General features: G+C 71.2%; 25 protein-coding genes. 18 read left to right on the top strand and 7 right to left on the bottom strand.

Annotation, left to right across the window (positions count from 1 at the left end; genetic code table 11):
* Positions 1–4 precede the first annotated feature (4 nt).
* The 7 genes from FHP08_RS14780 to FHP08_RS14750 all read left to right on the top strand — a co-directional run bounded on the left by FHP08_RS14780 (position 5) and on the right by FHP08_RS14750 (position 6,089).
* Entirely contained in the window at positions 5–844 is an 840-nt protein-coding gene (locus FHP08_RS14780) for an SDR family NAD(P)-dependent oxidoreductase (RefSeq protein WP_147705263.1), read from the top strand.
* A complete protein-coding gene (locus FHP08_RS14775; RefSeq protein ID WP_147705262.1) occupies positions 844–1,299 on the top strand; it encodes a nuclear transport factor 2 family protein in 456 nt (151 codons plus the stop codon). Before FHP08_RS14780 ends, FHP08_RS14775 begins: the two co-directional genes overlap by 1 nt.
* Positions 1,300–1,337: 38 nt before the next feature.
* Complete coding sequence (locus FHP08_RS14770; RefSeq protein ID WP_147705261.1) at positions 1,338–1,835, top strand: adenylyltransferase/cytidyltransferase family protein; 498 nt, start codon at positions 1,338–1,340, stop codon at positions 1,833–1,835.
* A gap of 103 nt (positions 1,836–1,938) precedes the next feature.
* Complete coding sequence (locus FHP08_RS14765) at positions 1,939–2,280, top strand: YegP family protein (protein ID WP_147705260.1); 342 nt, start codon at positions 1,939–1,941, stop codon at positions 2,278–2,280.
* 188 nt (positions 2,281–2,468) lie between these two features.
* Positions 2,469–3,713 (top strand): thiamine pyrophosphate-dependent enzyme, encoded by a 1,245-nt coding sequence (locus FHP08_RS14760; protein ID WP_147705259.1) that lies wholly within the window; start codon positions 2,469–2,471, stop codon positions 3,711–3,713.
* Positions 3,710–4,762: an alpha-ketoacid dehydrogenase subunit beta gene (locus FHP08_RS14755; protein ID WP_407704038.1), complete on the top strand. Its 1,053-nt coding sequence runs from the start codon at positions 3,710–3,712 to the stop codon at positions 4,760–4,762. The genes FHP08_RS14760 and FHP08_RS14755 overlap by 4 nt, the downstream gene beginning before the upstream one ends.
* A 1-nt stretch (position 4,763) precedes the next feature.
* The gene (locus tag FHP08_RS14750; RefSeq protein ID WP_147705258.1) at positions 4,764–6,089 is read left to right on the top strand and encodes a dihydrolipoamide acetyltransferase family protein; all 1,326 of its coding nucleotides are present in this window, start codon (positions 4,764–4,766) and stop codon (positions 6,087–6,089) included.
* 20 nt (positions 6,090–6,109) lie between these two features.
* On the opposite strand, the gene FHP08_RS14745 is transcribed toward FHP08_RS14750, so the two are convergent.
* From FHP08_RS14745 to FHP08_RS14735, 3 genes are all read right to left on the bottom strand, one after another.
* On the bottom strand, positions 6,110–6,316 hold the full coding sequence (locus FHP08_RS14745) for a dodecin (RefSeq protein ID WP_147705257.1): 207 nt from the start codon (positions 6,314–6,316) through the stop codon (positions 6,110–6,112).
* Positions 6,317–6,537: 221 nt separating this feature from the next.
* Complete coding sequence (locus FHP08_RS14740; RefSeq protein ID WP_147705256.1) at positions 6,538–7,281, bottom strand: SPOR domain-containing protein; 744 nt, start codon at positions 7,279–7,281, stop codon at positions 6,538–6,540.
* Between the two features lie 9 nt (positions 7,282–7,290).
* Complete coding sequence (locus tag FHP08_RS14735) at positions 7,291–8,169, bottom strand: biotin--[acetyl-CoA-carboxylase] ligase (protein WP_147705255.1); 879 nt, start codon at positions 8,167–8,169, stop codon at positions 7,291–7,293.
* A gap of 28 nt (positions 8,170–8,197) precedes the next feature.
* On the opposite strand from FHP08_RS14735, the gene FHP08_RS14730 reads away from it, so the two are divergent.
* The 11 genes from FHP08_RS14730 (at position 8,198) to FHP08_RS14680 (ending at position 16,301) form a co-directional block, all read left to right on the top strand.
* Positions 8,198–9,310 (top strand): VanZ family protein, encoded by a 1,113-nt coding sequence (locus FHP08_RS14730; protein ID WP_187272317.1) that lies wholly within the window; start codon positions 8,198–8,200, stop codon positions 9,308–9,310.
* Entirely contained in the window at positions 9,307–9,621 is a 315-nt protein-coding gene (locus FHP08_RS14725) for a (2Fe-2S) ferredoxin domain-containing protein (RefSeq protein WP_147705253.1), read from the top strand. Before FHP08_RS14730 ends, FHP08_RS14725 begins: the two co-directional genes overlap by 4 nt.
* Positions 9,622–9,646: 25 nt before the next feature.
* Positions 9,647–10,309 (top strand): alpha/beta hydrolase, encoded by a 663-nt coding sequence (locus FHP08_RS14720; protein ID WP_147705404.1) that lies wholly within the window; start codon positions 9,647–9,649, stop codon positions 10,307–10,309.
* Positions 10,281–10,802, top strand: a complete 522-nt coding sequence (locus tag FHP08_RS14715; protein ID WP_147705252.1) for a hypothetical protein — start codon at positions 10,281–10,283, stop codon at positions 10,800–10,802. Before FHP08_RS14720 ends, FHP08_RS14715 begins: the two co-directional genes overlap by 29 nt.
* A 231-nt stretch (positions 10,803–11,033) precedes the next feature.
* Positions 11,034–12,236: a D-alanyl-D-alanine carboxypeptidase family protein gene (locus FHP08_RS14710; protein WP_147705251.1), complete on the top strand. Its 1,203-nt coding sequence runs from the start codon at positions 11,034–11,036 to the stop codon at positions 12,234–12,236.
* Positions 12,233–13,081 carry a D-amino acid aminotransferase gene (locus tag FHP08_RS14705; RefSeq protein WP_147705250.1) on the top strand — a complete coding sequence of 283 codons (849 nt, stop codon included), beginning with the start codon at positions 12,233–12,235 and terminating at the stop codon, positions 13,079–13,081. The genes FHP08_RS14710 and FHP08_RS14705 overlap by 4 nt, the downstream gene beginning before the upstream one ends.
* Positions 13,082–13,086: 5 nt before the next feature.
* On the top strand, positions 13,087–13,383 hold the full coding sequence (locus tag FHP08_RS14700; protein ID WP_147705249.1) for a YbeD family protein: 297 nt from the start codon (positions 13,087–13,089) through the stop codon (positions 13,381–13,383).
* A gap of 56 nt (positions 13,384–13,439) precedes the next feature.
* Complete coding sequence (lipB, locus tag FHP08_RS14695) at positions 13,440–14,021, top strand: lipoyl(octanoyl) transferase LipB (RefSeq protein WP_407704040.1); 582 nt, start codon at positions 13,440–13,442, stop codon at positions 14,019–14,021.
* Positions 14,018–15,004: a lipoyl synthase gene (lipA, locus tag FHP08_RS14690; protein ID WP_147705247.1), complete on the top strand. Its 987-nt coding sequence runs from the start codon at positions 14,018–14,020 to the stop codon at positions 15,002–15,004. The genes lipB and lipA overlap by 4 nt, the downstream gene beginning before the upstream one ends.
* A 309-nt stretch (positions 15,005–15,313) precedes the next feature.
* Positions 15,314–15,763 (top strand): DUF6644 family protein, encoded by a 450-nt coding sequence (locus FHP08_RS14685; protein ID WP_147705246.1) that lies wholly within the window; start codon positions 15,314–15,316, stop codon positions 15,761–15,763.
* A 49-nt stretch (positions 15,764–15,812) separates the two neighbouring features.
* A complete protein-coding gene (locus tag FHP08_RS14680) occupies positions 15,813–16,301 on the top strand; it encodes a DUF6152 family protein (RefSeq protein WP_225879153.1) in 489 nt (162 codons plus the stop codon).
* A gap of 197 nt (positions 16,302–16,498) precedes the next feature.
* On the opposite strand, the gene FHP08_RS14675 is transcribed toward FHP08_RS14680, so the two are convergent.
* Genes FHP08_RS14675 through FHP08_RS14660 form a run of 4 tightly spaced genes read right to left on the bottom strand, consistent with a single transcriptional unit; the run spans position 16,499 to position 19,752 of the window.
* The gene (locus FHP08_RS14675; RefSeq protein ID WP_147705245.1) at positions 16,499–17,212 is read right to left on the bottom strand and encodes an ABC transporter ATP-binding protein; all 714 of its coding nucleotides are present in this window, start codon (positions 17,210–17,212) and stop codon (positions 16,499–16,501) included.
* Positions 17,209–17,949: an ABC transporter ATP-binding protein gene (locus FHP08_RS14670; RefSeq protein WP_147705244.1), complete on the bottom strand. Its 741-nt coding sequence runs from the start codon at positions 17,947–17,949 to the stop codon at positions 17,209–17,211. The genes FHP08_RS14675 and FHP08_RS14670 overlap by 4 nt, the downstream gene beginning before the upstream one ends.
* Positions 17,946–18,884, bottom strand: a complete 939-nt coding sequence (locus tag FHP08_RS14665; protein ID WP_147705243.1) for a branched-chain amino acid ABC transporter permease — start codon at positions 18,882–18,884, stop codon at positions 17,946–17,948. Before FHP08_RS14665 ends, FHP08_RS14670 begins: the two co-directional genes overlap by 4 nt.
* Positions 18,885–18,897: 13 nt before the next feature.
* Positions 18,898–19,752 carry a branched-chain amino acid ABC transporter permease gene (locus FHP08_RS14660; protein ID WP_147705242.1) on the bottom strand — a complete coding sequence of 285 codons (855 nt, stop codon included), beginning with the start codon at positions 19,750–19,752 and terminating at the stop codon, positions 18,898–18,900.
* Between the last annotated feature and the right edge of the window lie 42 nt (positions 19,753–19,794).

Genomic DNA, 19,794 nt, shown 5'->3' with positions numbered 1-19,794 from the left:
GTCGATGTCGCCGATACCCGCCTTCGCGCCTGCAGACGGCCGCGCCCCCCGGCGCGCCGGATGGCCGCGGCCGCTGAATCCGCGGCTGCGCGATTGGCGCGGCCTGCGGGTGTGGATCGTCGGCGCCTCGAGCGGCATCGGCGAGGCGCTCGCCCGCGAGCTCGGCCATCGCGGCGCGCGACTCGCGCTGTCGGCGCGACGCGAGCCGCCGCTGCGCGCGCTGGCCGACGCTGCGCCCGCGGGCAGCCTCGTGCTGCCCCTCGACGTGACCGACGCCGCCGCGGTGCAGACGGCGACGGGGCGCATCGAGGCCGAGTGGGGCGGCGTCGATCTCGTGGTCTGGCTGGCCGGCACCTACGCGCCGATGCGCGCGCAGCAGTTCGACCTGGCGCGCGCCCGCGCGATGCTCGATGCGAACCTGCACGGCGTGCTGAACGGTCTGGCCGCGCTGCTGCCGATGTGCGAGCGCAGGACCTGCGGCGGCCTGGCGCTGGTGTCGAGCGTGGCCGGCTATCGCGGCTTGCCCAAGTCCCTGGCCTACGGCCCCGGCAAGGCAGCCGTCATCAACCTCGCCGAGACCTTGTGGCTCGATCTCTCCCCCGAGGGCATCGGCGTGTGGCTGGTCAGCCCCGGTTTCGTCGACACGCCGCTGACCGCCGCCAACGATTTCGCGATGCCGGGCCTGATGCAGCCGGCCGACGCCGCGCGTGCGATGATCGATGGCTTCGCGCAGGGCCGCTTCGAGATCCACTTCCCGAAGCGCTTCACGCTGTGGCTGCAGCTGTTGCGCCTGCTGCCCGACCGACTGTACTTCGCGGCCGTGCGCCGCGTCACCGGACTCTGATGCCCACCGAACCCCGACCCCCATCGCGCGAGGAATCGCTTCGCCGGGTTGTGGCCTTCTTCGAGTCGATCCGCCCGGAGGACGCGCAGCGGATGGACACGCTCTACGCCGACGACGCCTGGTTCAAGGATCCGTTCAACGAGGTGCGCGGCCCGCAGGCGATCGGCCGGATCTTCGCGGCGATGTTCGAGCAGCTGCACGATCCGGCCTTCGTGGTGCGCGACGCCGTCGCGCAGGGCGACCAGGCCTTCCTGACCTGGGAGCTCCGCTTCCGGTTCCGGCGCTTCGACAGCCGCACCCCGCAGACGATCCGCGGCGCGACCCACCTTCGCTTCGCCGCCGACGGCCGCATCGCGATGCACCGCGACTACTGGGACGCCGCCGAGGAGCTCTACGAGAAGCTGCCCGCGCTCGGCGCGCTGATGCGCTGGCTGCGGCGCCGGGCGTCGCACTAGAATCGACGGCTGCACCGACCCCGCCCGCCGCCCCCGCCATGTCCTCCGCGCCCGCCGCCCCTTTCGAACGCAAGATCGTCGCCCCCGGGCAGCTGGCCGAGGCGGTCGTCTCGCTGCCTCGCCCGGTGGTGTTCACCAACGGCGTCTTCGACATCCTGCATCGCGGCCACGCGACCTACCTGGCCGAGGCGCGCGCGCTGGGCGCCTCGCTGGTGGTGGCGCTCAACGGCGACGACTCGGTGCGCCGCCTGGGAAAGGGCGACGACCGCCCGGTGAATCCGCTGGCCGACCGGCTGGCGCTGGTCGCGGCGCTGGAGTCGGTGTCGCTGGTCAGCTGGTTCGACGAGGACACGCCGCTGTCGCTGATCCTCGCGGTGCGCCCCGACGTGCTGGTCAAGGGCGGCGACTGGCCGGTCGATCGCATCGTGGGCGCCAGCGAAGTGCAGGGCTGGGGCGGCAGCGTGCACTCGATCCCGTTCCGCTTCCAGCGATCCACCACCTCGCTGCTCGGGAAGATCCGCGCTTCGGGCGGCTGACGCGGCCGGACTCGACGCGCCTCATTGGCTAAGCGGCGCGGCTTTGCTACGCTGCCCGCGGTGGCATCGCAGTCCCCCGCACGTTTCCCGACAGGAGAGCGAGATGGCAGGCAAGTTCGTGATCAGCAAGACGAGCAACGGAAAGTTCCACTTCGTGCTGAAGGCCGGCAACGGCGAAGTGATCCTGCAGAGCCAGATGTACGCGGCGCTGGACGACGCGAAGAACGGCGTCGAGTCGGTGCGCAGCAACGCGGCCGACGCCACGCGCTTCCAGAAGGCGATGTCGAAGAAGAACGAACCCTACTTCTCGTTGACCGCCACCAACGGCCAGGTGGTGGGCATGAGCGAGATGTATTCGTCCGAAGCGGCGCGCGACAACGGCATCGAGTCGGTGCGCAAGAACGCGCCCGACGCCAAGGTCGAGGACAAGTCGGCAGAGACCTGACTCGCTGAAGGGGCTGCGGTGGGGATTCCACCGCGCCCGCCGCGCAAGCGGTATGCTTGCGCCAAGCTGTCGAGACGGCCACGTATGCCGCGCTCGCGGCCTTGTCCGGACGGCGCCGGCTATCCGCTGGCGGCCGGTCGGTGCGTATCGAACTGGCCTCCGACACGATCGGAAGCGGAGCGACGCCGATGCCCCAGCACGACCCCAGGCCGTTGCGCCTGCACGTTCCCGAGCCCTCCGGGCGACCGGGGCGCCCCACCGATTTCAGCTACCTGCACCTGGCGCCCGCGGGCGCCGCGCCGCAGCCGCCGATCCAGGTTCGGGCGGCCGACACTGCCGATCTTGCCGCCTCGCTGGTGCGCGTGCTCGACGACGAGGGCCGCGCGGTGGGGCCGTGGGCGCCGCAACTGGACCCCGGGAAGCTGCGCGCCGGGCTGCGGGCGATGCTCGCCACGCGGATCTTCGATGCGCGGATGCTGATCGCGCAGCGCCAGAAGAAGCTGTCGTTCTACATGCAATGCCTGGGCGAGGAGGCGATCGCGGTCGCACACTCGATGGCGCTGCGCGAAGGCGACATGTGCTTTCCCAGCTACCGTCAGCAGGGCCTGCTGATCGCCCGCGGCGTGCCGCTGGTCGAGCTGATCTGCCAGCTGCTGTCGAACGAGGCCGATCCACTGAAGGGCCGCCAGCTGCCGGTGATGTACTCGCGCAAGCAGAGCGGCTTCTTCTCGATCTCGGGCAACCTCGCCACGCAGTTCATCCAGGCGGTGGGCTGGGCGATGGCGTCGGCGATCAAGGGCGACACGAAGATCGCATCGGGCTGGATCGGCGACGGCTCGACCGCCGAGCCCGACTTCCACAACGCGCTCACTTTCGCCCACGTCTATCGCGCGCCGGTGATCCTGAACGTGGTCAACAACCAGTGGGCGATCTCCACCTTCCAGGCGATCGCCGGCGGCGAGCGCGCCACCTTCGCGTCGCGCGGGGTGGGCGCGGGCATCGCGTCGCTTCGGGTCGACGGCAACGACTTCCTCGCGGTGTTCGCCGCGTCGCAATGGGCCGCCGAGCGCGCGCGCCACAATCTCGGCCCCACGCTGATCGAGTGGGTCACCTATCGGGCCGGCGCGCACTCGACTTCCGACGACCCGTCGAAGTACCGCCCCGCCGACGACTGGCAGCGCTTTCCGCTGGGCGACCCGGTCGCACGCCTCGAGCGCCACCTCGAGGCGATCGGCGAATGGTCGGCGCAGCAGGGCGAGCAACTGCGCAGCGACATCGAGGCCGAAGTGATCGCGGCGCAGAAAGCGGCCGAGCGCCACGGCACGCTGCTCGACGGCCGCGTGCCTTCGGCCGACACGATCTTCGAGGATGTCTATGCGCAGATGCCGGCGCACCTGCGCCGGCAGCGCGAACAGCTGAGGAGCGGAGCATGACGACACCGGAGGCGGCCGCTCCGGTCGCAGGCGCCCGGACGCGGATGACCATGATCCAGGCGCTGCGCTCGGCGATGGACCTGATGCTCGAGCGCGACAGCCGCGTGATCGTCTTCGGCGAGGACGTCGGCTACTTCGGCGGCGTGTTCCGTGTCACCGAGGGTCTGCAGGCGAAACACGGCCGCACGCGCGTGTTCGATGCGCCGATCTCCGAGGGCGGCATCGTCGGCAGCGCGATCGGCATGGCGGCCTACGGCCTGCGGCCGGTGGTCGAGATCCAGTTCGCCGACTACTTCTATCCTGCATACGACCAGATCGTCTCGGAGGCCGCGCGCCTGCGGCACCGCTCGGCCGGCGACTTCACCGCGCCGATCACGATCCGCATGCCCTGCGGCGGCGGCATCTACGGGGGGCAGACCCACAGCCAGAGCCCCGAAGTGCTGTTCACGCACGTCTGCGGGCTGCGCACCGTAATGCCGTCGAACCCGTACGACGCCAAGGGCCTGCTGATCTCGGCGATCGAGTGCGAGGACCCGGTGATCTTCCTCGAGCCCAAGCGGCTGTACAACGGCCCGTTCGACGGCCATCACGACCGGCCGCTCGTGCCGTGGTCGAAGCACCCGCGTGGCGAAGTGCCCGAGGGCTACTACACGGTGCCGCTCGAATCGGCTGCAGTGCAGCGGATCGGCAGCGATCTGACCGTGCTTGCCTACGGCACGATGGTCTACGTCGCCGAAGCGGCCGCCGCCGAGACCGGCATCGACGCCGAGATCGTCGACCTGCGCAGCCTGTGGCCGCTCGACCTCGACACGATCGTGGAGTCGGTGAAGAAGACCGGCCGCTGCGTGGTCGTGCACGAGGCGACGCGCACCAGCGGCTTCGGCGCCGAGCTGACGGCGCTGGTGCAGGAGCACTGCTTCTTCCACCTCGAGGCGCCGATCGAGCGGGTAACCGGCTGGGACACACCGTATCCGCACGCGCAGGAATGGGCGTACTTCCCGGGACCGGGGCGGGTGGGCGCGGCGATGCGGCGCGCGATGGAGGCCTGAGATGGGCCTGCACACGATCAAGGTGCCGGACATCGGCGAGGGCATTGCCGAGGTCGAATTGGTCGAGTGGCTGGTCGCGGTCGGCGACACGGTCGCCGAAGACCAGTCGCTGGCGGTGGTGATGACCGACAAGGCGAGCGTGGAGATTCCGTCGCCGGCGGCGGGCACGGTGACGAAGCTTTCCGGAGAGGTCGGACAGATGCTCGCGGTCGGCGCCGAGCTCGTCGGAATCGAGGCGGACGAGGGGCAGGCCATCGCCGCCGCGGAGGAACCGCCGGTGGCGGCGATCGCGGAGCCGCCGATCATGGCGATCGCGGAGCCGCCGGTGACGGCGGTCGCGCAACCGCCGGTGCGCCACCGCGGCGAGAAGCCGCTCGCCTCGCCATCGGTGCGCCGGCAAGCGCGCGAGCACGGGGTCGATCTGTGGCAGGTGCACGGCAGCGGACCGGGCGGGCGCATCCGTCACGAGGACGTCGAGGTGTTCGCCGCGCGCTCGGCGTCGAAGCGTCCGGTCGCAGCGCCGGTGGGACGGCCGCAGCCGGCCGTGGCCGCGAGCGGCGCTGCATCGGTGACCGCGCCGGCTCCCGCGCAGGCGTCGGCGCGCGCCGACGCGAGCTACGCCGAGCGCAACGACGAACAGGCGATCCCGGTCATCGGCCTGCGCCGCCGGATCGCCGAAGCGATGCAGGAGGCCAAGCGGCGGATCCCCCACTTCAGCTACGTCGAGGAGGTCGACGTCACCGAGCTGGAGGCGCTGCGCGGGCAGCTCAACGCCAGGCACGGCGCCGGGCGCGGCCGGCTGACCTTGCTGCCCTTCGTGCTGCGCGCGGTCGTGCTGGCGGTTCGCGAGTTCCCGCAGATCAACGCGCGCTACGACGACGATGCCGGCGTGGTCACCCGCCACGGCGCAGTGCACGTCGGCATCGCGACGCAGACCGATGCCGGCCTGGTCGTGCCGGTGCTGCGCCACGCCGAGGCGCTCGACCTGTGGGCGACGGCGGCGGAAATCGCGCGGCTCTCGCAGTCGGCGCGCGGCGGCAAGGCGCTTCGCGAGGAACTGTCGGGATCGACGATCACGGTCACCAGCCTGGGCGCGCTGGGCGGCATCGCGTCGACGCCGGTCATCAACCGGCCCGAGGTGGCGATCGTCGGCGTCAACCGCATCGTCGAGCGGCCGGTGATCCGCGGCGGCGCGGTAGTGGCGCGCAAGATGATGAACCTGTCGTCGTCGTTCGACCATCGGGTGGTCGACGGCATGCACGCGGCCGAATTCGTGCAGGCCTTGCGCGGCTACCTCGAGTGCCCGGCGACGATGTTCGTCGATTGACGCGCGCCTGGCCGCGCGCCCTACTCCAGCGTGAAACCGACGTCGATCGTCACTTGCCAGTGCGCGACCTTGCCCTCGACGACGTGACCGCGCGTCTCGACGACGCGGAACCACTGGATGCCGCGCACCGTTTCGTGTGCCTTGGCAAGCGCGTTGCGGATCGCGTCGTCGCTGCCCGACCTCGACGAGCCGGTAAGCTCGATATGCTTGTAGACGTGGTCCGTCATGACCAACCTCCCTGAATCCGGCCGTGCGGATAAGACGAAGCCTGGAGCGCCCCTGAGGCCGGTCACGCGTCGGCCGCCACGATCCATCTGCGTCGATGCGCGGCGGCCGGAGCTCGAGGACACGACCATTCCCCTTGCGCGGCGCCCCGAAGGCCGAGTCTGACACGGATTCCGCTCATCCGGCGCCTGCACGACGCTGCGCCGGCGGCCCGGCCAACGCACTACTGCGCCGGCCGATCCTGACGATCGCAGGCGCGCGATTCCGCGGCGAAGGGCGCCGCGGCCGATGCGCCGCGCGCCGCGGTGGCCGCATCGCTCCAGCGTGCGGTCAATCGCCATCCTCCCGCCCCGAGCGGGCGCGGCGCGATGCGCACTTCGTAGCCCAGCGCCGACACGCGCGCGGACACGGCCCGCGCGCCCTCCTCGCGGCTGAACACGCCCACCGAAACACCGAGGCGCAGCGGCCCTTCCTGCATCAGGAACACGTCGTCGATGCCGGCCTGCCGCAACGCGGCCACCTGCCGCTGGGCGTCGGCGAGCGAAGCCGCGGGCGGCAGGTGGACCAGGAAGCTGCTCGGCGCCTCGCCCCGCTGCATCTCGACCCGCGCGCCCGAGTCGACCAGCGCATTGCGCAGCGCCCGCGCGCGCTCGTCGCCGGCGATCGCGAACTCGCGGCAGGAGGGCTCGACTGCGACGGCCCGCGACTGCAGCGGCGAAGTTGGCGACTGCGCCGGCGATGTCGGCGACTGGGCCGGCGATGTCGGCGTCGACGCGGGCACCGAGGTCGACGAGGCCGGCGGCAAGCTCCCCGAGAAGGGTCCGCCGAGACGATCGATGGGCACGACCCTCAGCAGCGCCGGGTTGGCCTCGGCAGGCGGCGCCGGGTTCCGGCCGCCGAACCAGCCTTGCCACCAGCCGAACATCGCCAGGTTCGCGACCAGCAGGAGCCCGAGCACCCAGCGCATCGTCGGGACCTATCGAGCCGGCGTCGGGGACCCGGCCAGCGCTTGCCGATCGGCCACCGCGCGCACCGACACCTCGCCGGCGCGCACCGACTTCAGGCCAGCCGCGGTGTCCAGCAGCAGGGCGCCGTCCGCGTCGATGCCCCGCGCGATGCCGGTGGCCCCGGCGCGGCCGTCGACGAGCGCGGCCACCTGCCGTCCGCGCAGCGCGTCGAAGCGATGCCAGTCGTCGGCGAAGGGCGCCAGCCCTTCGCGAAAGAACAGCGCGGCGGCGTCGAGCACCCTGGCGGCCACCCGTCCGATCACGCGCTCGACGGAGACGGGCAAGGACTCGCCGTCGAAGAGCCCGCCGGCCGGCTGACCGATCGCGCCGTCTTCGTCGCGCGGCGCGAGCAGGTTCAGGCCGATGCCGACGACGTAGCGCTCGAGCTGCGCGCCGCCGACGGGCGCGCGTCGACTCTCGAGCAGGATGCCGCCGATCTTGCGACCCGCGCGTTGCAGGTCGTTGGGCCACTTGAGGCCGATGCCGCGATCGAGGCCCCGGTCGCTCGTGGTCTCCTCGAGCAGCGCCGCCAGCGCGGCCGCGACCGCCACGCCGGCGGCGATCGACAGCCCGACGGCCGGCCTGCCGCCATGGGCCAGGCGCTCGAGCGCGAGCGAGAAGGCGGCCGAACGCCCCGGCTCCATGACCCAGCCGCGCCCCTGCCGACCTCGGCCCGCGCTCTGCCTGGCGGCGGCCAGCAGACGCGGGGAGGCGGGACCGGCGCCGAACGGGGCGTCCATCAGCACGCGGTTGGTCGACCCGGTTTCGGCAACCGCCTCCACCTGGACGCCCGTGGCGCCGACGCCCTCCATTGCCGCGCGGATGCTGTCGATATCGATTGCAGGCATGTCCGTTGAATCATATCCTGCCCGATCGATGACCCGAACCGCCGTCCCGTCAGCCTCCGCCGGCCCACACCTCACTGCCTGGCTGGTGGCCTGGGTCGCGGCGATCGTCTACGCCACCCTCTATCCCTGGACCGGCTGGCGCGCGCCCACCGTCACCCCCTGGGCCTTCCTGTTCGAAGGCTGGCCACGCTACTGGACCTGGCTCGACCTCGGCCTGAACGTCGCCGGCTACGTCCCGCTCGGATTCCTCGCCGCGCTGCGCTTCGCGCGGGGCCGGCCGGGCATCGGCGCGGCGCTGGCAGCCAGCGCTTTGGCCGCCCTGCTGTCGCTGGGGCTGGAGACCCTGCAGGCGCTGCTGCCCGCGCGAATCGCGACGGTCTCAGACCTGGTCGCCAACACCGCGGGGGGCGGCGCCGGCGCGGTGCTCGCCGCCGTGATGGGCCCGACGCCGTTGCAGCGGCTCGCCGGCGCTGCGGCGCGCCACCTGCCCCTGGCGCCGGCGGCGGGCCCGGGCGCGCTGCTCTTGCTGCTCTGGCTGGTCGTCCAGTGGAAGCCGCAGTCGATCGCGTTCGCCAGCGGCGAGCTCGGCAGCGTGCTCGAAACGGTCGCCCCGGGCGCCGCCCGCCGGCTGGCCGAAGTCGCCCTGGCGCCGTCGCACGGCCCGCTGCTCGAGGCGATCGCGGTCGCCGCCACCGTGTTCGGGGTGGGCCTGCTCGCCCGCGACACGCTGCGGCCGGCATCCGGCTGGGCGGTCGCCCTGCCGATCCTGCTCGCTGCCGCGGCCAAGTCGGCAGCGAGCGCCACCCTGCTCGGCGCACGGCACGCGCTTGCCTGGCTCAACGCAGGCACCCAGGGCGGCCTGATCGCCGGCGCGCTGGCCCTGGCGCTCGCGGCCTGGTGGCCTGCCCGGGTGCGCGGGCTCGCGGCGGCGGCAGCGCTGGCGCTTGCGACCACGCTGCACAACCTGGCCCCGCCGAACGTCTATTTCCAGGCCACGCTGGCGGCCTGGCACCAGGGCGAGCTCGCGAACCTGAACGGCTTGCTGCGCGCGCTGGCCCTCATCTGGCCCTTCGCCGCGATCGTCTGGTGCCTGGCGCGGCTGCGGCCGCGCGGGCCCCGACCTATAATCGACAGACCATGAGCAGCTACTACGCCCACCACGTCTTCTTCTGCCTCAACCGCCGCGAAGAGGGGCGCACCTGTTGCGCCCGCCACGACGCCGAGCGCCTGCAGGCCTACGCCAAGAGCCGGATCAAGTCCCTGGGCCTGGCCGGCCAGGGCAAGGTGCGGATCAACCGCGCCGGCTGCCTCGACCGCTGCGAGGAAGGCCCGGTGATCGTCGTGTACCCCGAGGGCATCTGGTACACCTACGTCGACGAGTCCGACATCGACGAGATCATCGACTCGCACCTCGTCGGCGGCAAGCCGGTCGACCGACTCCGCCTTCCCTGAGCGGCCGGGCGCGCCCATGCTCAGGATGACCGCGGGCACGCGGCTGCTCACGATCCCTGGCCCCTCCGGTCGCATCGACGTGGCGATCGACCTGCCCGCGGGGCGCGCCACCGGCGTGGCGGTGATCGCGCATCCGCATCCGCTCTTCGGGGGCACCCGCGACAACAAGGTCGTGCAGACGCTCGCCCGCGCGCTGCTCGCCACCGGCCACGCCTGCTGGCGGCCGAATTTCCGCGGCGTGGGCGAGTCCGAGGGGACCTACGACGAAGGCCGCGCCGAGACCGAGGACCTGCTGGCGGTGGTCGCGGCCGCCCGGTCGCACGAGTCCGCCGATCCGCAGGCCGCCGCGGCGCTGGTGCTGGCCGGCTTCTCCTTCGGCAGCTTCGTGCAGACCCGGGTGGCGAGCCGGCTTCGCGAGCAGGGCGCCCCCGCCCGCAGGCTGGTGCTGGTGGGCACCGCGGCCTCGCGCTTCGCGGTCGAGCCGGTGCCGCCCGACACGCTGGTCATCCACGGCGAGCTCGACGACACGGTGCCACTGCAGTCGGTCTTCGACTGGGCGCGCCCGCAGGACCTGCCGGTCGTCGTGATTCCCGGCGCCGATCACTTCTTCCACCGTCGGCTGCCGCTGATCAAGCGGCTGGTCGTCGGCGCCCTGGGCCATGGATCCGAAGCCGCCCCCGCCGACTGAAGCGCAGCGGCTGGTCTACGCGCGCACCCCCGCCGGCGAGGCCGAGGTCGGCGCCCGGCAGCTGCCGCTGAGCGCGAGCGCGCGCCGGCTGCTGGTGCTGATCGACGGTCGCCGCGCGGTCGCCCTGCTGTCGAACTTCGTGCGCGCCGGCGAGCTCGACGCACTCGCAGGCGAACTGCTGTCGCACGGCCTGATCGAGGCGATCGGGATCGCCGATCTGCCCGACGAGGTCGGCCGGATGGCCAGGCTGCTCGCCGAGCAGACGGCGCTGCAGGCCGCCAAGCGCAGGCTGCAGCGCCTGTTCGAGGCCGAGCTCGGCGCGGCCGGCCACGTCTGGGACGCCCGGGTCGCCGACAGCGTGAACCTCGAGGTCCTGCGCCGCGTGCTGCGCGAGGGCGTCGACGTCGTCTTCTACCGCAGCGGCGAGGCCGCGGCCCGGCGCATCGTGGCCGCGGTGCGTCCGGTCTTCGACCAGATCCGCAGCGCTCGCTGAGCCCGGCGCCGGGGGCGGTCGGGGGACGGGGCGTCCTATAATCGGGACTCACTCCTCGGGCCGCCCGACAGCCTCCTCGGCCGGCGGCCAGTCGCCTGCGTCCCGGCCCGCCCCGAGAGGCGCGCCACGCATGACCCGAACCCCCAGAGGCTTTGTTCGATGCAGCTTGTCCCCAGACCGACCTCCCCCACCCCCCACCCGTCCCGCCCCTCGCTCGCCACCGGGCGCGCCATGCGAACGATCGCCGCGGCCCGCGCCCGCACCGGACGCGCGCTGCGCGCCGCGCTGCTCGCCACCGTCGCGCTCGTCGCGATGGCGGCCACCCCGGCGGCCGTCGCCCAGCAAGTGCCGGTTCCCACGATCGCGGCCAGGTCCTGGCTGCTGCTCGACGTGACCAGCGGCCAGGTGATCGCCGCGCACGAACCCGACATCAAGATCGAGCCGGCCTCGCTCACCAAGCTGATGACCGCGCACCTGGCCTTCAACGCGCTCGAGGAAAAGCGGCTCACCCTCGATGCCCGTCCGCCGGTGTCGACCGCGGCCTGGAAGGCGATCGGCTCGCGGATGTTCGTGGACCCGGCCAAGCCGGCCACGGTCGAGGAGCTGCTCAACGGGCTGATCGTGCAGTCGGGCAACGACGCGTCGATCATCCTCGCCGAGGCGGTGGCCGGCACCGAACAGGCCTTCGCGGAGCTGATGAACCGCGAAGCGCAGCGGCTGGGCATGAAGAACACCCAGTTCCGCAACGCCACCGGCCTGCCCGATCCGCAGCACTACACGACCGCGCGCGACCTCGCGCTGCTGGCCACCCAGGTGGTGACCGCGCATCCCGAGTACTACCCGATGTACTCCAAGAAGGAGTACGTCTACAACAACATCCGGCAGTCGAACCGAAACCGCCTGCTGTTCGTCGACCCCAGCGTCGACGGTCTGAAGACAGGGCACACCGAGGCGGCCGGCTACTGCCTGATCGCCACCGCCAAGCGCGAACAGCCGGGCGCCAGCTTCCAGCGCCGGCTGCTGTCGGTCGTCCTGGGCGCCAGCTCCGAGTCGGTGCGCGCGATCGAGTCGCAGAAACTGCTGAACTGGGGCTTCCAGAACTTCGACGCGGTGCGCGTGCAGGCCAAGGGCCAGCCGACCGGCGACTACCAGGTCTGGAAGGGCGCCGACGAATCGGTCGCGGGCGGCGTGGACGCCGACCTGGTGGTCACCGTGCCGCGCGGCCAGGCCGACAAGGTGGTCGGCGAAGTCGAGCGGGTGCAACCGCTGGTGGCGCCGATCAGCGCCGGCGAGCGGATCGGCACGCTGCGCGTGAGGCTCGACGGCAAGGTGATCGCCGAGCGGCCGCTGGTGGCGCTGAAGGGGGTCGATCAGGCCGGCTGGTTCGGCCGCGCCTGGGACAGTGTCCTGATGATGTTCGCAAGGTCGAAATGAGCGCGAAGCAGATCGTCTACCTGAACGGCGACTTCCTCCCCATCGAGGAAGCCCGGGTCCCGGTGCTCGACCGGGGCTTCATCTTCGGCGACGGCGTCTACGAGGTCGTGCCGGTCTATGGCGGACGCCCGTTCCGCTGGGCCCAGCACCTGGCGCGGCTCGAGCGCAGTCTCGCCAAGGTCGGCATCGCCAACCCGCTGGACACCGCCGGCTGGACCACCCTGGTCGACATGCTGGTCGCCCGCCACCCCTGGCCCGACCAGTTCGTCTACATGCAGGTCACCCGGGGCGTGGCCCGGCGCGACCACGCCTTCCCGAAAGGCGTCGCGCCGACCGTGTTCGCGATGACCAGCGAGTTCCCGCCGGTGGCCCCGGCCCTGCTGGCCTCGGGGGTGTCGGCGATCAGCCTGCCCGACGAGCGCTGGCTGCACTGCGACATCAAGTCGACCTCGCTGCTCGGCAACGTGATGGCGCGCCAGAAGGCGGTCGAGGCAGGGGCGGCCGAGTGCGTCATGTTCCGCGACGGCTTCCTGACCGAGGGCTCGGCAAGCAACATCTGGGTCGTGCGCAAGGGCACCGTGTTCGGTCCGCCCCGGGACAACCTGGTGCTCGAGGGCATCCGCTACGGCCTGATGGCCGAGCTCTGCGAGCGCGCCGGCCTGCCGATGGAGCTGCGCAGGATCGTCCACGCCGAGGTGCTGGCGGCCGACGAGCTGCTGCTCACCTCGGCAACGAAGGAAGTGCTCGCTATCACCGAACTCGACGGAAAGCCCGTGGGTAGCGGAAAACCGGGCCCGATCTGGAACCGGCTGCACGAGGCCTATCAGCAGGCCAGGACGGCCTGACGCCCATGCCCACCGATGCCGAGATGAAGGCCGCCTTCGACCGGATCGAGCAGCTGCTCGAATTCCCGGTCGACTTCCCGATCAAGGTCATGGGGCGGCGGGTCGACGAGTTCGCCCAGCAGATCGCCGAGCTGGTCTGCGAGCACGTGCCCGGCTTCGACCCGGCCGGCATGGAGTTGCGCGCCTCGGCGCAGGGCAACTGGCTGAGCCTCACCGTCACGGCGCGGCTCGAGTCGCGGACCCAGCTCGAGGAGCTGTACCGGGCGCTCGGCGCGCACCCGCTGGTGCGCATGGTGATTTGAGCAGACCGCTCGTGAGGCCGCTGACGCGGCTCGCCTACCACGACGCGCTTGCGCGCATGCGCGCGTTCACCGCCGGCCGCGATGCCGGCACGCCCGACGAGATCTGGCTGGTCGAGCATCCGCCGGTCTTCACGCTGGGCCTGGCCACCCGCCCCGAGCACCTGCTGGCCACCGGCGACATCCCGGTGGTGCAGACCGAGCGCGGCGGCCAGGTCACCTACCACGGGCCCGGCCAGGCGCTCGCCTACACGCTGGTCGACCTGCGCCGCCACGGCCTGATGGTGCGCGAGTTCGTGCGCCTGATCGAGCAGGCGGTCATCGAGGTGCTCGCGGACCTCGGCTTGACCGCGGTCAGGCGAGAAGGCGCGCCGGGTGTGTACCTATCCGCGCCCGACCGCGGGGCGGGGGCTAAAATCGCATCGATCGGAATCAAGGTCTCGCGCGGCTGCACCTACCACGGCGTGGCGCTCAACGTGGCCATGGATCTCGAGCCCTTCTCCCGGATCGACCCCTGCGGCTATCCGGGCCTGGCGGTGACCGACCTGCGCAGCCAGCTCGGCCCCGCCACCCTCGCCATGGAAACCGTGGCCACCCTGCTCGGCGAGAAGCTCGCCGACCTGATCGAAGGCAAAGCATGAACGCGCCCCTGCCCCCCTCGCCCGACAACGCCGCCCCGGGCTACGACCCGACGGCCAAGCAGAAATCCGCGGCCAAGACCTCCCGCATCCCGATCAAGGTCGTTCCGGCCGGGGAAATCCTCAAGAAGCCCGACTGGATCCGCGTGAAGGCGGGCTCCAGCTCCACCCGCTTCAACGAGATCAAGCAGATCCTGCGCGAGCACAAGCTGCACACGGTCTGCGAGGAAGCCTCGTGTCCGAACATCGGCGAGTGCTTCGGCAAGGGCACCGCCACCTTCATGATCATGGGCGACAAGTGCACCCGGCGCTGCCCGTTCTGCGACGTGGGCCACGGCCGCCCGGATCCGCTCGACGCGAGCGAGCCCGAGAACCTCGCGAAGACGATCGCCGCGCTGCGCCTGTCCTACGTGGTCGTCACCAGCGTCGACCGCGACGACCTGCGTGACGGCGGCGCCCAGCACTTCGTCGACTGCATCCGCAAGGTGCGCGAGCTCTCGCCGGCCACGAAGATCGAGGTGCTGGTGCCCGACTTCCGCGGCCGCATGGACCGCGCGCTGGCCATCCTGGAGGCCGCGCCGCCCGACGTGATGAACCACAACCTCGAAACCGTGCCGCGCCTGTACAGGGAGGCGCGGCCCGGCTCGGACTACGCGCACTCGCTGAAGCTGCTGCAGGAATTCAAGCGGCGCGTGCCCGGCGTGCCGACCAAGTCCGGCCTGATGGTCGGCCTGGGCGAGACCGACGACGAGATCCTCGCGGTCATGCAGGACATGCGAGCTCACGAGATCGACATGCTGACCATCGGGCAGTACCTGGCGCCGTCGACCGCGCACCTCCCGGTGCGCCGCTACGTGCACCCCGACGTGTTCCGGATGTTCGAGGAGAAGGCGTACGAGATGGGGTTCACGCATGCGGCGGTGGGAGCGCTGGTGCGGTCGAGCTATCACGCGGACCAGCAGGCGCACGCGGCAGGCGTGGCCTGAGGTCTCGGCGGGGCGGGCGGCCAGGCGGCCCGTTGCCTTCGCCCGGGCCGGGGCGGTTCCCGTCCGGATCCGAGCAGTGCGGCGGCCCCGCTGCGCGGGGCTTCCCTCGCCCACCTCGAAATCTCGCACCCGCCTCGTAAGGGGCTTCGCCCCTACGAGCGGGTCCCGCGAGATTTCTTTCGGTGGCGCTCGGCTTGCACAATGCCCGGATCCGGACGGGAACCGCCCCGGCCCTGGAGGTCGTGGACGGCGGGTCGCTGGCGCTCCCGCCCTCTCTGCCTCGCCGCCATCCGCTAGTAAGGACTCGCCGTGAACGCTCCGCTCGCCGCGCTGCAGACGCACCCCTGGGCCTTTCCGGCGCTGGAGGCGATCCACATCGCGGGTATCGCGGTGATGCTGGGCAACCTGGTGCTGTTCGAGCTGCGCCTGTTCGGGCTCGGGGCGGCCTTGCCGATCCGCGCACTTGCCCGGCTGGCGCTGCCGCTGGCGGTCGCGGGCTTCGTCGCGATCGTGGCCAGCGGCCTGCTGATGTTCGCGAGCCAGACGGGGGAATTGCTGACGAATCCCGCTTTCCGGCTGAAGATGCTGCTTCTGGTCGTCGCCGGCTGCAACGCGGTCTGGTTCCATGCCCGCGGCTCGCTGGGCCGGGCGGAGTCCCCCGAGACGGGGCCCGATCCGCTGGGCCGGCTGCTCGGCGCCTTGTCGCTGGCCCTGTGGCTGGGCGTGCTGGCCTGCGGCCGGGCGATCGCCTACGTCTAGACGTCTGGATGCGATGGTCGGCCCACCATCGAGCCTGAAGGAGAGAAGCGTGCATCGACGCAATGCCCTGAGCCTCATCGGCTCGACGATCGCGGCGGCACTGGCCGGCGCCGTCCCCGGCACCTCGCTGGCCCACCACGGCTGGTCGAGCTTCGATCCCAACCGTCCGCTCTACCTGAGGGGCCGGGTCAAGGCGGTGCGCTGGCGCAATCCGCACGCCGAGGTCGACGTCGAACCCACCCCCGGCCTGGCGCTGCCCGCCGGCCTGGCCGATCGCGAACTGCCGGCCCAGGTGTCGCAGTTCGACGGGAAGGGCCTCCTGGCCCGCACGCAACTCGTGCCCCGCACCGATGTGACCTGGACCGTGGAACTCGCCCCCCTCACCCGCATGCAGGCCTGGAGCGTGGCGCCGCTGAAGGAAGGCGAAACGGTCGAGATCGTCGGCTACACCCTGGCCGACCAGAGCGAGCCGGTGCTGCGCGCCGAGTGGCTGTTCAAGGAAGGCAAGGTCTACGGCCTGCGCTCGTCGCCTGCCTGATCGCGTCCGCCGCGGTGGCGAACGCGTCGTCGCTGCCGCAATGGCGCCAGTTGCGAGCGCGGCAACGTTGGCCGAGGCCTGAGCAAACGGCGGCTCCGCGTCGCAAGCCACGATGTCCAGCGGGGAGCGCCTTGCTCCGGAGCCAGGCATCGTGCAAGCCGAGCGCCACCGAAAGGAATTTCGTGCGCCCCGCTCGCTCAGGCCACGCCGAGATAGGCCTGGCGGATGTAGTCGTCCTTCGACAGCTCGGCGCTCGTCCCCTCGCGCCCCACGTGCCCGTGCTCGAGCACGTAGACCCGGTCCGCGATCCGCATCGCCGACTGCGCGTCCTGCTCGGCCATCAGGATCGCGGTGCCGGTCTCGCGGATCTTGCGGATGCCGTCGAAGATCTCCATCTTCAGCTTGTGCGCAATGCCCACCGAGGGCTCGTCGAGCAGGAGCAGCGAGGGCTTGCCCATCAGCGCGCGGCCGATCGCCACCATCTGTTGCTGGCCGCCCGACAGCGTGCTGACGATCTGCCCGGCGCGCTCGCGCAGGATCGGGAACAGCGCGTAGACGAACTCCAGGTCGCGCTCGACCTCGGCGCGGTCGCGCCTCAGGTAGGCGCCGAGCATCAGGTTCTTCAGCACGCTCAGCTCGGGGAAGAGGCGCCGCCCCTCCGGACAGTGGCAGATGCCCTTGCCGACCACCTCGTGCGCGGGGAAACCCTGCAGCGAAACCCCGCGCAGCGCGAGCGTGCCCTGCGAGGGCTGCATCCGCGACACGGCCTTCAGAAGCGTGGACTTGCCGGCGCCGTTGGGTCCGAGCACCGCGACGATCTCGCCCTCGCCCACGGTGAGCGACACGTTCTCGAGCGCGATCGCCTTGCCGTACCAGACCGACAGGCCGGCGACTTCGAGCAGGGCCTTCATGCAGCCTCCGTGTCCGGCGCGTTGCCGCCGATGTATGCCTCGATGACGCGCGGATGCGCCACGATCCTATCGGGCACGTCGTCGGCGATCATCTCGCCGAAGTCCAGTGCGATCACCCGCTCGACCAGCTTCATGAACTCATGCAGCTTGTGCTCGATCAGCAGCACGGTGAGCCCGGTCTCGGCGTGGATCCTCGTGATCAGCGCGGACAGGTCGGCGATCTCGCCGGCGCCCAGCCCGGCGAAAGGCTCGTCGAGCAGCAGGAGCTTCGGTCCGGTGGCCAGCGCCCGCGCGATCTCGAGCCGGCGCTGGTCGCCGTAGGACATCACCTCGACCGCCATGTCCTCCTTGCCGGCCAGGCCCACCTGCGCGATCAGCTCACGCGCCCGGGCCTCGCGACCCTGCGGCGGCGAGGGCTGAGCCAGGCTGCCCACCTTGACGTTCTCCAGCACGCTCATGCCGACGAAGGGGCGGCACAGCTGGAAGGTGCGCGAGATGCCCAGCCGCACGATCCGGTGCGGCGCCAGGCCGCGGATCTCGCGTCCCATGAAGCTCACCCGGCCCTCGTCGGGCGGGATGAAGCCGGTCAGCAGGTTGTACAGCGTGGTCTTGCCTGCGCCGTTGGGACCCAGGATGCCGACGATCTCGCCCGGGCGCACGGTGAAGCTCACGTCGCTGACCGCGGTGAGACCGCCGAAGCGCTTGGTCAGGTGTTCGACCTCGAGGATGTTGCTCACGTCGACGACCTCCCGAAGCGGGCCTTGAATCGTTCCCACAGCGGCGCGATGAAGCCCTGCGGCAGGAAGAAGAGGATCAGGATCAGCACCACGCTGTAGATCATCAGCCGCCACTCGCCGAAATCGCGCAGCAGCTCGGTGAGAAGCACCAGCAGGATCGCGCCGCCCACCGGCCCGTAGATCGAGGCCATGCCGCCCACGTAGACCATGGTGATCACCGTGATCGAGGTCACCACCTCGAACAGCGCCGGGCTGACCTGCAACTGGTAGTGCGCGTACATCGCGCCGCCGGCGCCGGCGACCGCGCCGCTGATCACCAGCGAGGCGATCTTGTAGTAGGTGATGTTCAGGCCGGCCGCCTGGCAGGTCGCCTCGTCGCCGCGGATCGCGCGCAGGATGAGCCCCCAGTTCGAGCGCGCCAGCGCGATCAGCACCGCGGTGACGCCCACCAGCACCGCCAGAGCGAAGTAGTAGAAGCCCAGCTGCGATTCGATCAGCGGCTCGACGCCGTTGATGCCTTCCTCGCCTCCCGTGTACTCCCAGAAGATCAGCATCAGGCGCTGCATGATGACCGCAGCCGAGAGCATGGCCAGCGCGAAGTACGGGCCCTTCAGGCGCAGGGTCGGGAAGCCCATGATCAGGGCGAACAGCGAGGAGACGATCATCGCGGCCGGGATGCTCCACCAGCCGTCGAAGCCCCACACCGTGTTCAGGAAGCCCGCGGTGTACGCCCCGGCGCCGATGAACAGCGAGTGGCCGAAGTTCTCCCGCCCGGTGAGCCCCGACATGAAGTCCCAGCTGACCGCCCAGATCGCGTAGATCACCGCGACGGTCAGCACCCCGGTCAGATAGGCATTGCGGAACAGCAGCGGCAGCGCAGCCATCAGCGCCACGAACAGCAGCGCGCCGCCGAGATCGATCTTGCGTGTGAACATGATCTCCGGTCTCCTAGAAAGCGGCGCGCTTGCCGAAGATGCCGGCAGGCCGGAAGACCAGCATCAGCAGGGTGGCGAGCACCGAGATGATCTCGGTCCAGCTCGTGGAGATCAGGTAGGCTACGATCGTTTCCGCGTAGCCGAGCATCAGCGCGGCGAGGATGCTGCCCGGGATCGAGCCCAGCCCGCCCACGACCACGATCGCGAAGGCCTTCACGATCGGCAGAAGCCACATCGTGGGCTGCACCGTCAGGAAGGGGCCGGCAAGGATGCCGGCCGCCGCGGCGAGGCCCGCGGACAGCGCCATGACCAGCGCGAAGATCCGGTCCGAGGGGATGCCCATGTACTGCGCGGCTTCCGGGTCCTGCGAGATCGCGAGGATCGCCGAGCCGAGCCGCGTGCGCTGGATGAACAGCCACAGCGCGCCGATCAGCACGACGCCCGCGCCCAGCGTCAGCAGCCGTTGGCCGGCCACGTCGACGCCGGCGATCGTGAACTTGGTCGAGACCAGCGCCGGCACATTGCGGTACTCGGAGCCGAACGACAGGAACAGCGCCTGCTCGACGGCCAGCGCGACCGCCAGCGTGATCATCAGCACCGCCAGCAGCGACTGCGTGCGCATCGGCCGCACGAACACGCGCTCCATCAGCACGCCGAACACGGCGACGAAGGCGATCGAGAGCAGCGCCGCGGGCACCAGCGGCAAGTCGATCGAGGTGAAGAAGTACGCCCCGTACGCGCCCAGCGCGTAGAACGAGCCGTGCGCCAGGTTGAGGATGCGCGCCACGCCGAAGATCAGCGTGAAGCCGACCGCGAGCATGGCGTAGATGGCGCTGGAGACGGCGCCTTGTATCAGGATTTCAACCAAGGAGACCCCCGGAGGTGGGTGGATCGCGAGTGTCCCGGCCGG

Source organism: Zeimonas arvi, assembly GCF_008039575.1.
GTDB lineage: Bacteria > Pseudomonadota > Gammaproteobacteria > Burkholderiales > Burkholderiaceae_E > Zeimonas > Zeimonas arvi.
This window is presented reverse-complemented; position numbering and strand designations above follow the sequence as displayed.

Excerpts from the sequence above, each read along its gene's own strand:
- FHP08_RS14780 (WP_147705263.1), top strand. The coding sequence starts at position 5 with ATGTCGCCGATACCCGCCTTCGCGCCTGCAGACGGCCGCGCCCCCCGG.
- FHP08_RS14775 (WP_147705262.1), top strand. The coding sequence starts at position 844 with ATGCCCACCGAACCCCGACCCCCATCGCGCGAGGAATCGCTTCGCCGG.
- FHP08_RS14770 (WP_147705261.1), top strand. The coding sequence starts at position 1,338 with ATGTCCTCCGCGCCCGCCGCCCCTTTCGAACGCAAGATCGTCGCCCCC.
- FHP08_RS14765 (WP_147705260.1), top strand. The coding sequence starts at position 1,939 with ATGGCAGGCAAGTTCGTGATCAGCAAGACGAGCAACGGAAAGTTCCAC.
- FHP08_RS14760 (WP_147705259.1), top strand. The coding sequence starts at position 2,469 with ATGCCCCAGCACGACCCCAGGCCGTTGCGCCTGCACGTTCCCGAGCCC.
- FHP08_RS14755 (WP_407704038.1), top strand. The coding sequence starts at position 3,710 with ATGACGACACCGGAGGCGGCCGCTCCGGTCGCAGGCGCCCGGACGCGG.
- FHP08_RS14750 (WP_147705258.1), top strand. The coding sequence starts at position 4,764 with ATGGGCCTGCACACGATCAAGGTGCCGGACATCGGCGAGGGCATTGCC.
- FHP08_RS14745 (WP_147705257.1), bottom strand. The coding sequence starts at position 6,316 with ATGACGGACCACGTCTACAAGCATATCGAGCTTACCGGCTCGTCGAGG.
- FHP08_RS14740 (WP_147705256.1), bottom strand. The coding sequence starts at position 7,281 with ATGCGCTGGGTGCTCGGGCTCCTGCTGGTCGCGAACCTGGCGATGTTC.
- FHP08_RS14735 (WP_147705255.1), bottom strand. The coding sequence starts at position 8,169 with ATGCCTGCAATCGATATCGACAGCATCCGCGCGGCAATGGAGGGCGTC.
- FHP08_RS14730 (WP_187272317.1), top strand. The coding sequence starts at position 8,198 with ATGACCCGAACCGCCGTCCCGTCAGCCTCCGCCGGCCCACACCTCACT.
- FHP08_RS14725 (WP_147705253.1), top strand. The coding sequence starts at position 9,307 with ATGAGCAGCTACTACGCCCACCACGTCTTCTTCTGCCTCAACCGCCGC.
- FHP08_RS14720 (WP_147705404.1), top strand. The coding sequence starts at position 9,647 with ATGACCGCGGGCACGCGGCTGCTCACGATCCCTGGCCCCTCCGGTCGC.
- FHP08_RS14715 (WP_147705252.1), top strand. The coding sequence starts at position 10,281 with ATGGATCCGAAGCCGCCCCCGCCGACTGAAGCGCAGCGGCTGGTCTAC.
- FHP08_RS14710 (WP_147705251.1), top strand. The coding sequence starts at position 11,034 with ATGCGAACGATCGCCGCGGCCCGCGCCCGCACCGGACGCGCGCTGCGC.
- FHP08_RS14705 (WP_147705250.1), top strand. The coding sequence starts at position 12,233 with ATGAGCGCGAAGCAGATCGTCTACCTGAACGGCGACTTCCTCCCCATC.
- FHP08_RS14700 (WP_147705249.1), top strand. The coding sequence starts at position 13,087 with ATGCCCACCGATGCCGAGATGAAGGCCGCCTTCGACCGGATCGAGCAG.
- lipB (WP_407704040.1), top strand. The coding sequence starts at position 13,440 with ATGCGCGCGTTCACCGCCGGCCGCGATGCCGGCACGCCCGACGAGATC.
- lipA (WP_147705247.1), top strand. The coding sequence starts at position 14,018 with ATGAACGCGCCCCTGCCCCCCTCGCCCGACAACGCCGCCCCGGGCTAC.
- FHP08_RS14675 (WP_147705245.1), bottom strand. The coding sequence starts at position 17,212 with ATGAAGGCCCTGCTCGAAGTCGCCGGCCTGTCGGTCTGGTACGGCAAG.
- FHP08_RS14665 (WP_147705243.1), bottom strand. The coding sequence starts at position 18,884 with ATGTTCACACGCAAGATCGATCTCGGCGGCGCGCTGCTGTTCGTGGCG.